The organism is Rhodococcoides fascians A44A (genome assembly GCF_000760735.1).
In the GTDB taxonomy this organism is placed as follows: Bacteria; Actinomycetota; Actinomycetes; order Mycobacteriales; family Mycobacteriaceae; genus Rhodococcoides; species Rhodococcoides fascians_E.
In genome coordinates this window covers 1,439,001-1,453,927 of sequence record NZ_JMEX01000008.1, presented here as the reverse complement: position 1 = coordinate 1,453,927, position 14,927 = coordinate 1,439,001, and the positions used below count along the sequence as shown (strand labels likewise).

Sequence of the window (14,927 nt, the reverse complement as noted above, 5' to 3'; positions counted from 1 at the left end):
CCTTCCGCATTGTTAGGTCTCATTCAAAAAATTGACTGCATCTGTGAATTCTCTTCACAGTCCCGGCCAGGGGCGAGGTTCGGTTGACCTTGGGTAACGGTTGTGTAAACCTCGAATTCTCAGACCTAGCGGGTGGGACCTTCGTCACAGAGCGAGCGGCGTTTCGGGGCAGCGCACGCCACGTCCGGTTCCGAGCCTCCGCCAACCACGCTCCTTCGACCGAGAGAGCACTACTGTGGATTCGGCTGATTCAGTTGCGCTGAGCAGGACCGACACCGGGCACACTGTGACGTCCGCGCCGTTCCCGCTCACTGCTGCACAACGCGGGCTGTGGTTCGCCCAGCACTTGATGCCGGACGTTCCGATCACCATCGCGAACTACATCGACGTCCACGGCGAACTCGACGGTGACTTGATGCGTGGGGCGGTGGAGCAGGCTGCGGCCGAGCTCGGTGCGGGCTCGCTACGCCTGGTGGAAATCGACGGTGAACCACACCAGTACATCGACAAGTCGACCCGACACGAGTCGACGGATCTCGATTTCACTCAGGAACCCGACCCCGAGGCCGCGGCGATCGACTGGATGCAGGCCGCCTACTCCCGACCCATCGACATCATCGAGGGCCCGCTGATCCGAGCTGCGACGCTGCGCGTCGGCGCCGATCGAACGTTCTGGTACTCGCACGTCCATCACATCGCTCTCGACGGGTACGGCGCGGTCCGGCTGATGAACCGTGCCGCGGAGATCTACACGGCGGTTCAGGCCGGTGAGTCGCCGTCGGTCTCGAAGGCGGGCGCACTCGAGGACGTCTACGCAGCCGAGGACGACTACCGCTCTTCGTCGCGCTTCGACAAGGACCGCGAGTACTGGCGGGAGAAGACGAGCGCGCTGCCGGCTCCGGTGTCGCCGTCGGGCATCGTCGCCCCACCGGCATCGCGGTCGCGGATCTGCGGGGAGCCGCTACCGGAGACTCTCGAGAAGGCACTCACCCGCGCCGCGGACAGGCTCGGATCGGCGTTCGCACCGTTGGCCGTGTCCGCGGTCGCTGCGTTCCTGTCCCGTCTGACCGGCAACGACGACATCGTTCTGTCGCTGCCCGTTGCCGGACGCACGACGGCGGTGCTGCGACGCTCCGGCGGCATGGTGTCCAACGTCCTCCCGATCCGTGTGCGCATCGTGCCGGGGACGACCGTCGCGAGCCTCGTCGACGCTGTGCAGCTGGAACTGACCGGTGCTCTGCGGCATCAGCGTTACCGCGCCGAGGACATTCGACGCGACGCCGGTGCCAGCCAGGAGCATCGCGGGTTCTTCGGTACCGCCATCAACATCATGGCGTACGAACGTCAGGTGCAATTCGGGCGCGAAACGGGATACTTCAACGTCCTGTCCACGGGCCCGGTCGAGGATCTGTCGGTCAACATCTACCCACCTGTCGACGGCGGTGGCTCCCGTATCGACTTCGAGGCCAACCCCAACGTCTACAGCGCCGAGGCGACCGAGGACCTGTACCGCCGCTTCGTCCGGCTTCTCGCGCAGTTCCTCCACAGCGATCCGGACTTCGCAGTCACCGATCTCGACCTCCTCGATGACGCGGAGATCGACGCCGTGGTCCCCGCGCGCGGCGGACCGGATGCACCACCGATGCTGCTTCCGGACATCCTCGCGGCCGGTGTGGCACGGAACCCGGACGGAATCGCTCTCGTCGACGGCACCACCGAACTCTCCTACACCGAACTCGATCGGCGCAGCAACACCATCGCCCGGGCGCTGATCGCCCGCGGCGCGGGTCCGGACTCGGTGGTGGCCGTCGCGCTTCCGCGTTCCATCGACTCGGTGGTCGCGTTCTGGGCCGCCGCGAAGTCGGGTGCGGCCTTCGTGCCGATCGATCCGACGTATCCGCCCGAGCGGATCGGCCACATGGTCACCGATTCCGGTGTCCTGGTGGGCCTCAGCACCACAGCGTTGGCGGACTCTCTTCCCGACGCCGTGCACTGGCTCGGGATGGACGACCCGGGCTTCGCCAGCGAGCTCGGGACACGCTCCGACGCACCGATCTCCGACGCGGACAGGCGGTCTCGACTCGGTCTCGACCACACGGCCTACATGATCTACACGTCGGGATCGACGGGGACACCGAAGGGCGTGCTCGTCGGCCACCGCGGTCTCTCCGTGTTCACCGCCGCTCAGCGCCCGGAACTCGCCCTGACGACGGACTCCCGTGTCCTGCGGTTCTCGTCGGCCAGTTTCGACGCCTCGGTGTTCGAGATGCTCGCCGCGTTCGGGGCCGGTGCCACGATGGTCGTCGCGCCTGCGGATGTTCACGGCGGCAGCGAACTGACGGAGCTGCTCACGCAGCACGCCGTCACACACATCGTCACTGCTCCTGCATTGCTGTCCACCGTCGAGGTGGAGAAGGTCGAGTCGTTGACGTCCGTCGTCGTCGGCGGTGACGTCTGCCCCCCGGACCTGGTGGACAGGCTGCGGTCGCGAGCAGAGCTGCGGAACAGCTACGGCCCTACCGAATCGACCATCGTGATCACGATGACCGAACCCCAGAAGGATCCGCGGGCGATCACCATCGGCCGGCCCTTGCAGGGTGCGACCGCCGTGGTGCTCGATCGGTGGCTTCGACCCGTACCGGTCGGCTCGAGTGGTGAACTCTACGTCGGCGGACCAGGTCTGGCCCGCGGCTACCACAACCGTGAGGGGTTGACGTCGACCCGCTTCGTCGCGGATCCGTACGGCTCGGGTCAGCGCCTGTACCGCACCGGAGACGTGGTTCGGTGGCGTGGATCGGACACAGTGGGTGTGGATCTGGAGTTCCTCGGCCGCAGCGACTTCCAGGTGCAGCTTCACGGCCTGCGTATCGAACTCGGCGAAGTCGACGCCGTTCTGTCCTGGCATCAGTCCGTGGACTTCGTCGTCTCGACGATGGCCCAACGCGGCGACCGATCCACCCTCGTCGCCTACGTCAAGACCAAGGCCGGTCACGAGTTCGATCGCGACGCCCTCATCGCATTGGCATCGGAATTCCTTCCCCGGCAGTCGGTTCCCTCCCTTCTGGTCGAGATCGACTCGGTTCCGATCACACCGTCGGGCAAGGTAGATCGATCTGCTCTGCCGGATCCGCTCGCCCACGTCGAAGCCGCGCCGTTCCGCGCCGCGAGCGATCCTGTCCAACAGATCATCGCCGACGCGATGGCGGAGGTGCTCGGCAAGGACTCCGTCGGCGTCGACGACTCGTTCTTCGCTCTCGGCGGCGACAGTATCGTTGCCATTCAACTTGTTTCGCGCGCCAAGGCGTCCGGGGTGGTGTTCACACCGCGGGACGTCTTCGAGCGTCGCACGGTCGCCGGCCTCGCCGACGCCGCAGTCAGCGACACCGACCGAGTCCGGCTCGAGGAACTGCCCGGCGGCGGGGTCGGTGACCTGCCGCTGCTGCCCATCGCCGCGAGCGTCCTGGCGCGGGCCGAGCAGCCGTCGGACCTCGACAACTTTCATCAGGCTCTCGTGCTGGTCGCGCCGTCCGATCTGAACACCGAGGATCTGGTGGCCGCGCTGGCAGTGCTGATCGATCACCACGATGCGCTGCGGGCACGGCTCGTCGACGACGGTCTCGTGGTCGGGCCCACCGGATCCGTGGATGCTGCGGCCTTGGTGTCGACGGAGTGCTCGACTGTGGATTCGGGGGGCGAATCGGGGATCGATCTCGAGGGCATCATTGCTCGCGCCGGTGCGCGTCTGCGGCCGCGGGATGCAGTGATGCTCCAGGTGGTTCACGTCACCGACCCCGACTGCCCGCGGATCGTGCTGGTCGCCCATCACCTGGTCGTCGACGGTGTGTCGTGGCGGATTCTGCTCCCGGATCTCGTCACGGCGTACGCGCTGCGCGAGTCCGGACCGACCCTCCAGCCGGTGGAGACCTCGTTCCGCCGGTGGGCTCATGCTGTCGACGACCTCCCGTCGCACGGGGCCGACGCGTGGCGCGCACTGTTGAGCGGTGACAACGCCCTGCTCGGGTCACGTCCACTGGACGCACGGGACACCGGAGCCACGACCCAGGTCGCCCAACTGGCCGTGTCGTCCGACATCACTCAGGCGCTGTTGGAACAACTGCCGAACCGCTATCGGATGGGTCCCGAGGACGCCCTGCTCACCTCCCTGGCCATGGCCCTGCGGACGTGGAGGGACCCGGCGTCGCACCTGGTGTCGATCGAAAGCCATGGCCGCGATACCGATTCGGTTCTCGGTGCGGACCTCACCAGGACCGTCGGATGGTTCACCTCGACACATGCTGCGCGTATCGAGGCGCCGTCCGGTTCCGATGCAGCCTCGATCGTCAAGGCGGTCAAGGAACAGCTGCGGAGCATTCCCACCGAACCCCAGATGTTCGGTATCCTCTCTGCGCGTGGTGAATTCGTCGATTCCCCAGAGCCACGGATCAGCTTCAATTATCTGGGCAAGGTGCCGGGGGGATCGCTGGATCAACCGTGGACACCCGACCTGACCGTCGGTAACGACGTCGGCAGCGGATCTGCCCTGCGGACCGCGTACGAGCTGGACATCAACGCACTGGTCCGCGACGGCTCGTTGGTCGTGCGCATCGGATTCCCGACGGGTGTGCTCGACGCCGCCGATGTCCGTCGTCTCACCGATCTGTGGTCCGATGCCATCACCGAGCTCGCGGAGCACGGCCGGTCCGAGGGCGTGGGGGAGTTGACGCCGAGCGACGTCCCACTGGTGACCGTCGACCAGGCTCGACTGAACCTGTGGCACAGCGAATTCGGGAACGTCTCCGACGTGTGGCCGCTCACCCCGTTGCAGCGGGGACTGATGTTCCACGCCGATCTGATGCGCGACGGGGTGGATCCGTACACCGCGCAGATCGTCTTCGATCTGTCCGGCGTCGTCGACGGTGATCGACTCCATCGTGCCGCGCAGCGTCTGCTCGACCGTCACGAGAACTTACGCACCGCGTTCGTTCACGATGCCTCGGGTCTTCCTGTCCAGCTGGTGGTCGACGATGTGGTCGTCCCGTGGCAGGAGGTGCAGACGGACGATGTCGCTGCGACCGTCGCGGCGGAACGCAGCCGACGCTTCGATCTCGCTGACGCACCGCTCATCAGGTTCGCCCTGGTGCACGGGCCCGCGAGTACTCGCTTGGTGGTCACCAACCATCACATCCTGTTCGACGGTTGGTCCATGCCGATCCTGATCAAGGAACTGCTGGTCCTCTATGCAGCCGACACGCAGATCGGGATTCCGGTCCGTCGGTACCGGGACTTCCTGGCGTGGTCGAGTGCTCGTCGCTCCGACTCGGATGTCGACCGCTGGGCTGCGCACCTCGCAGGCGTCGACGGCCCGACGTTGCTCGCGGGCCCACACGTTCCCAGCGGTCGGTTGCCGGAGGACGTCGACGTCCGCATCGACGGCTCCGTCCTGGCGTCGATCGCACGTGCGTCGAACGTCACCGTCAACACCGTGGTGCAGGCCGCGTGGTCGATCGTGCTGTCCACCGTCCTCTCGCGCGACGACGTTGTGTTCGGTGCCACCGTGTCCGGCAGGCCAGGTGATCTCCCCGGTGCCACCGAGATGCTGGGGCTGTTCATCAACACACTGCCGCTCCGCGTCTCGATCGACGTGCAGGACACCGTCGAATCGCTGACCGAGCGGGTGCAGCGCGAGCAGGTGGAACTGTTGGACGTCCACCACGTCGGACTCGCCGAGATCCACGCGGCGGCCGGGCGGAGCGCGGACTTCGACACCCTCGTGGTGTTCGAGTCCTACCCCGTCGATCACAGCGCACTCGACGCCGCGACCGACATCGCGGGCATGGCGGTCCGCGGTATCGACGTCTCCGATTCCACGCACTATCCGCTCACTCTGGTGACCGTGCTCGAGCCGACTCCGACGATGACGTTGCGCTTCTCGCCCGACGCCTTCTCCCGCGGTCAGGTGGCGACGTTCGCCGACCGTCTCCAGCGGGCCATCCGGGCCATGGCCGAGCGGCCCGAGGGGCGCGTTCTGGACATCGACGTGCTCGGCGAACTGGAGCGTCAGGCCGTCACGTCGGACTGGGTGGCGACCGAGGTCGACTGCGGCACGGACACTCTCGTGGATCTGCTCGGCCGGTCCTCGACGGTGTACGGCTCGTCCACGTGCGTGGTGTACGACGGCCACTCGTTGACGTACGACAACTTCGCCGCCCGCGTGCACTGCCTGGCGCGCTACTTGATCCGGTGCGGAATCGGCGCCGAGTCCGTGGTCGCGGTGTCTCTACCGAGGTCGATGGACCAGCTCGTGGCGATCCATGCCGTCGTGCATGCCGGTGCGGCGTATCTGCCGCTCGACGACACCTTGCCCGCGTCGCGTATCGCCTACATGGTCGATACTGCCTCTCCTGCACTGATTCTCGGTACCGATATCGAGACATCGGTGCCCTGTGCAGACCCGCGCACCCTGGATCTGTCGGCGTTCGCCACCGGTCCCATCGCCCAGCACGAGCGCCCCACACCGGTTCGCCCGGGCAACACCGCGTACGTCCTGTTCACCTCCGGCTCGACCGGACGACCCAAGGGCGTCGCGGTCTCGCACGCGGCCATCGTCAATCGGTTGCTGTGGATGCAGGACACCTATCCGTTGGACACGTCCGACGCCGTCCTGCACAAGACCCCGGCCACGTTCGACGTGTCGGTGTGGGAACTGTTCTGGCCCCACATCACCGGGGCGAGGACGGTAATCGCCGAACCCGGTGGCCATCGCGACCCCAAGTACCTCTCGCGCCTCGTACGAGACGAGTCGGTCACCACCGCCCATTTCGTGCCGTCGATGCTCGACCTGTACCTCGACCACGGCGATCACGAGGACACCGGTTCACTGCGCCGGATCTTCGCCAGCGGTGAAGCGTTGAGCCGCCGAACCGTGCAGCGTTCCCACAGCACTCTGACCGCCGAACTGCACAATCTCTACGGTCCCACCGAGGCCGCCGTCGACGTCACCTACCACCGCACCGACGCCGCCGAGACCGGGCCGGTACCCATCGGGGTTCCGGTCTGGAACACCGGAGTCCGAGTGTTGGACCACGCGCTGCGGATCGTCCCGATCGGAGCTGTCGGTGAGCTCTACCTCTCCGGTGTGCAACTGGCACGCGGCTACACCGGCAGAGCAGCCCTGACCTCCGAACGGTTCGTCGCCGACCCGCACGGCGACGGCCGGTTGTACCGGACGGGCGACCTCGTCCGCTGGACCCTCGACGGTGAGCTGCACTATCTGGGCCGCAACGACTTCCAGGTCAAGCTTCGCGGTCAGCGCCTCGAACTCGGTGAGATCGAGGAAGCCCTGTTGCGCGCCGAAGGTGTCACGGCTGTCGTGGTCACCGTCCACGGCGAGGGGACCTCGGAGAAGCTGGTCGCCTACGTCTGCGGTGACGCCGAGACCGATGCCGTCCGGGCACACGCCGACGGCGAACTACCCGCGTTCATGGTTCCCACGGTGTACGTGCCACTGGCTCGTCTTCCCCTGGGCCGCAACGGAAAACTCGATCGGAGTGCGTTGCCCGAGCCGTCCGTCGGCCAGGCCGAGCACGTCGCACCCGACGGTGCAGCCGAGACGGCCGTCGCGCAGATCTTCGCCGACGTGCTGGGAGTCGACGGTGTCGGTGTGACGGCGAGCTGGTTCGAACTCGGCGGCAACTCGCTGACCGCCACGCAGGTGGTAGCGCGCATGAACGCGGAACTGCAGGGCGATCTCGGTGTCCGGGACCTGTTCGAGGAACCGACCGTGCGCGGCCTGACGACACGGCTGAACCGCCTCTCTCGCAACGGCGGTGGTGGTCCCGCGCTCGTCCGTCGGGATCGGCCGGCGCACGTTCCACTCGCCCCCAATCAGCACCGGATGTGGCTGCTCAATCGGTTCGACCCGGTGTCCGGTGCGTACAATATCGCCGGCGCCGTCCGGCTGACCGGTGTGCTCGACGCCGAGGCGCTCGTCGAGTCGGTGTTCGATGTCGTCGATCGTCACGAAGCGCTCCGAACGTTCTACCCCGACTCCGAGTCAGGGAAGACCACGGCGACGGACGGCCCACGTCAGGTCGTCGTCGACTCGGATTTTCTCGACGTGAGCATCACGACCACGACCGAGGCCGGGTTGCCGGGCGCCGTGGCCGGGCTCGCGGTCCGCGGCTTCGACGTCACCGAACGACCACCCGTGCGCGCGGCGATTCTGCGTCTCGCCGCAGACGATCACGTGCTCGTCGTCGTCACCCATCACATCGCGGCCGACGGATGGTCCATGCGGCCCCTGGCACGTGACGTGATGATCGCGTACACCGCACGTGCCGCAACAACTGCACACCGAAGCTCGACACCCCGAAGTTCAACACCCCGAAGTTCAACACCTAAGTGGCCGGCCCTCGAGGTTCAGTACACCGATTACGCGCTGTGGAAGATCGAGTCGCTCGGTTCCGAGCAGGATCCGGATTCCGTTGCTTCGCGTCAATTGTCCTTCTGGCGAGAGGAACTCGCCGGTGTCGCCGATCACTTGCCGCTACCGATCGATCGGCCTCGCCCGCCGACCGCGTCGCATCGAGGCGAGACGGTCACGTTCGCGGTGGCCCCCGACACCCGACGCGCACTGACCGAGCTTGCCCGGCACTCCGGTGCGACCGAGTTCATGGTTCTCCATGCAGCGTTGGCGATCATGCTCGCGAGAGTGTCCGGGACGTCCGACATCACCGTCGGAACACCGGTGGCAGGCCGTGGAGAACGCGCTCTGGACGATCTCGTCGGAATGTTCGTCGGCACGCTGACTCTGAGGTCGGACGTGGATCCGGCCGCACCGTTCACCGATCTGCTCGCGTCGGTACGCGACCGGGATCTGGCCGCCTACGGCAACGCCGACATCCCCTTCGATCGTGTCGTCGAGGAGCTCACCCCCGTCCGGTCCACCGCGCATCATCCGCTGTTCCAGGTGATGCTGTCGCTGGAGGATCCGGTACCGACGGTCGAGCTGCCCGAGCTGACGGTCGCACCTCTCGCTCCGGTGGGCGCCGTGGCGAAGTTCGATCTGCAGCTGGCGTTCGAGTCGGAAGATCTGACGGGAACCCTGACCTACGCAACGGATCTCTTCGACGCCGGTACCGCTCGGTCCTTCGCCGAGCTGTTCCGGACGGTCCTCGACGCGGTGGTCGCCGATCCTCGAACGATCGTCGGAGACATCGACCTGGTGTCCGTCGATCCGCTTCGCGGTACGCCGTCACTGCGACACCGCACCCTGCCCGACGCACTGTCCGCAGCCGTCGTCTCGTCCGCCGGCGGTACCGCGGTGGTCTCCGGCTCCGTCTCCATCGACTATCCGGCGCTCGACGACGCCTCGACCCGCATCGCCCGTCAGCTCATCGCGCGCGGAGCGGGCCCCGAGACCGCGGTGGCGATCGCGCTGCCGCGCGGAATCACCGCGATGACGATGCTGTGGGCGGTGGCCAAGACCGGCGCCGCGTTCGTGCCCGTCGACCCGCGCTACCCGCACGACCGGATTCTGCACATCATCACCGATTCCGGCGCACGGCTTGGCATTTCGGACATGAACGGTATCTCGGAAACATACGGAAGCTTCGGTTCGGAGTCGGTCGGTGTCGACTGGATTCATCCCGACGAACTCGACCCGACGCTCGGTTCAGCGTTTCCGATCACCGACCGCGAACGCAACGCCGCACTGAGCCCCCACCATCCGGCCTACGTCATCTACACCTCCGGGTCCACCGGAACACCGAAAGGTGTGTCGGTCACCCACGCCGGGTTTGCCGACCTCGGCGCAGAATTGGTCGAGCGCCTCGGTCTCCACAGAACCAGTCGAACACTGCATTTCGCGTCACCCAGCTTCGACGCGTCGATCCTCGAACTGCTCCTCGCGATCGGCAGCGGCAGCACGATGCACATCGCCGATCCCCAGATCTATGGTGGCGCCGAGCTCGCAGCGGCTTTCGACGGCGTCACCCACGCCTTCCTGACGCCCGCCGCTGCCGCAACGATCGACCCGGCGTCGGTACCGGACCTGCGTGTCCTCGTCGTCGGCGGGGAAGCTTGCGGTCCCGATCTGATCTCCACCTGGGCCGATCGGGTCTCGTTGTTCAACGCGTACGGACCGACGGAAAGCACCGTCGTCGCGACGATGTCCGATCCGATGACAGTCGGTGCGCCGATCCGAATCGGAGCACCCACCCGAGGAATCGACGCGTACGTGCTCGACGCGCGCCTGCACCCGGTACCGACGGGAGTCGTCGGCGAGCTCTACCTCGGCGGCGGCGCACTCGCCCGCGGATACCACGCTCACCCGGCAACGACGGCTGCGTCCTTCGTCGCCAACCCGTTCGACCCGCGCGGGCATCGGCTGTACCGCACCGGCGATCGGGTGCGGCGCGTCGGAGACGCCCTCGAGTACCACGGGCGAATCGACCACCAGGTCAAGATCCGCGGATTCCGCATCGAACTCGGTGAGGTCGACGCCGTCCTGACCCGCCACCCCGGCGTCGAACAGTCGGTGTCGATCGTGCACGCCGACAGCGTGGTGAGTTACGTCGTCGTCTCCGGCGCAGTGTCCGGAGGACATACAGAGCCATCCGAGATCATCGAGCACGCTCGGCGGTCGCTGCCGGCTCACATGGTGCCGCAGGCCGTCACGATCATCGACCGGGTGCCGCGCACGCCGACGGGCAAGACCGACCGGACCGCACTGCCGGCACCGGTGTTCGCGACCCGTGAGTTTCTCGCTCCTCGAACGCCCACGGAAACGGTGGTGTCCGAGGTGTTCGGGGCGGTGTTCGGCGCCGCACGCGTCGGTGTCGACGACGACTTCTTCGACCTTGGAGGCAATTCGCTCGTCGCCACTCGGGTCATGGCGCACGTCAACGAGCGGGTTGGCCGGGCACTGCCGGTGCGCGCGCTGTTCGAGGCTCCGACGCCTGCGCAGCTGGCCGTGGTCGTCGACGCCTCGGAATCGTCGGCGCTGCCTGCGCTGCGTCCAGGACCGCGGCCCGAGGTGATCCCGCTGTCCGCGGCGCAACGCCGAATGTGGTTGTTGAACCAGGCCGAACCGGCTTCGGCGGCCTACAACATCGCGTTCGCCGTGAGATTGAGCGGAGAACTCGATGCGGATGCCTTGGCCGCAGCCGTGCGTGACGTACTCGATCGGCACGAGTCACTTCGGACCGTCTACCCCGTCTCCGGCGACCCACATCAGGTGATCCTTCCGGCCGACGACGTCGAACTCGATCTCGCTCCGCAGGACATCGACGAATCGGCCGTTCTGGCCTCGGCTGCAGCGGTCCTCAATCGCGGATTCGACGTGACAGCAGCAGTACCGCTGCGCGGCAGTGTTCTTCGCACATCCCCGACCGACTACGTACTGCTTCTCGTCGTTCACCACATCGCTGCGGACGGGCTGTCCATGGGCCCGCTCGCCCGAGACGTCGTCACCGCGTACGCGGCCCGAACACACGGCGCACCGGCGCCGTGGGAACCGCTGCCGGTGCAGTACGCGGACTTCGCGCTGTGGCAGGCGAACGTTCTGGGTTCCGCGGACGATCCCGAGTCCGTCCTGTCCACGCAGCTCGACTACTGGCGTACCCGGCTGGACGGCCTTCCCGACGTGCTGGATCTGCCCACGGACCGGCCGCGGCCTGCTGTCTCGTCCCAACGCGGGGCCGAGGTGGCGTTCGATATCGGCCCGGCCGTCGCGTCGGCGATCAGGTCGCTTGCCCATCGCCACAGTGCCTCGGTGTTCATGGTCGCCGGCGCCGCTTACGCAGTCCTGCTGGCCCGGTTGTCCGGTACCACCGACATCCCGATCGGCACCACCGTGGCGGGTCGAAGCGCAGGCAGTCTCGACGACGTCGTCGGCATGTTCGTCGGAACCGTCGTTCTGCGCAACGAGATTCGGCCGGGGGAAAGCTTCGCCGATCTCCTCGACAGGGTGCGCAGCACCAACCTCGAAGCCCTGGAGAATGCCGACGTCCCGTTCGAGCAGGTCGTGGAAACACTGCGGCCGACACGCGCGACATCCCACTCCCCGCTGTTCCAGGCGCTGCTGGCGTTCGAACCGGATCGTCCGTCGACGCTCGAACTGCCCGGCCTCACGGTCTCGGAATTTCCGTACGAATCCGGCGTCACGCGATTCGATCTCGCTCTGACGCTGCGGGAAACAGCAGACGGCCTCGGTGGTTCCCTGCGCTACAGCACCGACCTGTTCGACGCCGCCACCATCGAGGGCTTCGTGGACCGGTTCACTCGGATTCTCACGGCAGCAGTGGAGAACCCGGCGCAGGCCGTCGGCGACATCGACATCCTCGCACCGTTCGAACGAGAACCCGTCCGCGGCCCGGACGCGGTCAGCCCCCGTACCCTCACTCAGTTGATCGGACAGGCCGTCGCGCAGAATCCCGACGGGGTCGCGATCCGCTGGAACGGGGAGGACCACACCTACCGCGAGGCCGACGACGCGTCGACCCGATTGGCTCGGGTACTGCTCGGATACGGAATCGGCCCCGAGACCGTCGTCGCGATCGGGCTTCCCCGCTCGGTGGATTCGGTTCTGACCGTGTGGGCCGTGACGAAGACCGGCGCCGCCTACGTGCCCGTAGACCCCGCATATCCGCAGGATCGACTGCAGCACATGGTCTCCGATTCCGGTGCAGTCATGGGCATCACGCTCACCTCGCACCGCAGTGCGCTGCCGGGCGACATCACCTGGCTCGAACTCGACGACCCGGAGATCCGCAGCGAAGTGGAGCGGGCACCGCGTCACGCCGTCGCAGCGGAAGAGCTGAACGGCGTCGCCGGACTCGACAGTGCGGCGTACATGATCTACACCTCCGGTTCCACCGGCCTGCCCAAGGGCGTCGTCGTCTCGCACCGGGGACTCGCGAACCTCGCCGAGTCCAGGCGCGAGGTGCACCGCATCGAACAGTCGTCGCGGTTCCTGCACAACACCTCACCGAGTTTCGACATGGCCGTCGGGGAAATGGTGTCCGCCCTGTCCGCAGCCGCAACACTGGTGGTGTCCCCACCGGAGATACTGGGCGGCGACGAACTGGCCGCGTTCCTGCGCGACGAGTCCGTCACCCACACGCTGACGACCCCCTCCACTCTGTCCACGCTCGATCCGAGCGGCCTGGACACCGTGCAGGTCGTCTGCGTCGGCGGCGAGGCGTGCAGCCCCGAACTGATCGCGCGGTGGGCGCCGGGCCGAATCATGGTGAACGGCTACGGACCCACGGAAGCCACGGACATATCGACACTCGGCGAGATCACCGCCGACGCCCCCATCGACATCGGCAGGCCCGTCGCCGGCCTCGTCGCTCACGTTCTCGACGGACGCCTCCACCCGGTGCCCGACGGCGCGCCCGGCGAACTGTACGTCGGCGGCCCCGCCGTCGCACGTGGCTATCACGGCCGGCCAGGGCTGACGTCGACACGATTCCTCGCGGATCCGATCAGCGGCGGCCGCATGTACCGGACCGGGGACATCGTCCGCCGCACACCCGACGGTCGGCTCCGATACAGCGGGCGCAGCGACACACAGATCAAGATCCGCGGGTTCCGCATCGAGCTCGGTGAGATCGACGCCGCACTGTCGACTCACCCCGGCGTCGACTTCGCGGTGACCGTCGGCCACGGCATGCCGTCGGGCGAGACGGTGCTCGTGTCCTACGTCCTCGGCAACCGAGACGCGGTGCAGGGTGACGCGGTGCAGGGTGACGCACTGCAGGGTGACGCACTGCGGAGCTACCTACGGAAACGGCTGCCCGGATACATGATTCCGGCGTCCGTCACATATCTGACGACCGTCCCCCGCACACCGACCGGAAAGCTCGACGCCGGTGCGCTTCCACCACCCGACTTCGGCCGCGACACCGGCCCGAACAGACTCCCGTCCACGGCGACCGAACGGCTCGTCACAGAAGCATTCTCGGAGGTACTGGCAGTGAACGACATCTCGGTGACAGACGACTTCTTCGACCGAGGCGGGTCCTCGCTCACGGCGATGCGGGTGCTCAGCAAGCTGAGGGCATCGACCGGCACGGCTCTGTCCCTGCAGGCACTGCTCGCCGAACCCACGCCGGAATCGATTGCGACACTGCTGGACTCCGGATCCGACGGCAGCTCGTCGTTCGACGTGGTGTTCCCGATCCGCACCACAGGCGACGGGGTACCACTGTTCTGCATCCACCCGATCGTCGGACTGTCCTGGTGCTACAACGGACTCGACAAGTACACCGACCGGCCGATCTACGGCATCCAGACCCCAGCGCCGTCCGACCTGCCGGACAGCCTGGACGCCCTCGCACAGCGCTACATCGACGAAATCGAGAAGATCCTCCCGGACGGCCCCTACCACCTGCTCGGATGGTCACTCGGCGGAACGATCGCCCACGCCATGGCCGTCCGCCTCCGGGCCCAGGGCAAAACCGTCGGATCCCTGGTGCTGCTGGACAGCCATGCAGTACAGAACCAGGACGTCTGGGAGACAGAGCTTCCCGCCGCGGACCTGCTCGACGCCGTCGGAATCACCATGCCCGGTATCGACGGATTCGGACCGGGCGGGGGGCAGCGCATCCGCCTCGATTCGCTCCCGTCGCTTGTCGCGGGATCGGGCATCATCGAGACGCACGAGGTGGAACGGCTGATCGCTGCCGCACGACACAACCACGAGTTGGCCGTCGGGCACACCCCCGGCGTCTACGACGGTGACGTCCTGTTCGTCAGCGCCGGGCACGAGGAACTGCACGGACTCGCGACGTGGCACCCGTACGTGACCGGCGATATCTCGAACTTCTCGGTGTCGCACACGCATTGGCAGATGACGTCGCCGTCGGCGCTACGCGCTGTCGGTCCGCTCGTGGCACGGCACCTCGAGGTCGGCGCGTGAGGGT

1 protein-coding gene is annotated in these 14,927 nt (G+C 67.0%); it reads left to right on the top strand.

The genetic code is table 11. From position 1 onward, the window contains the following. The first annotated feature begins 235 nt into the window (after positions 1 to 235). On the top strand, positions 236 to 14,923 hold the full coding sequence (locus BH95_RS19110; protein ID WP_037183549.1) for a non-ribosomal peptide synthetase: 14,688 nt from the start codon (positions 236 to 238) through the stop codon (positions 14,921 to 14,923). Positions 14,924 to 14,927 lie beyond the last annotated feature (4 nt).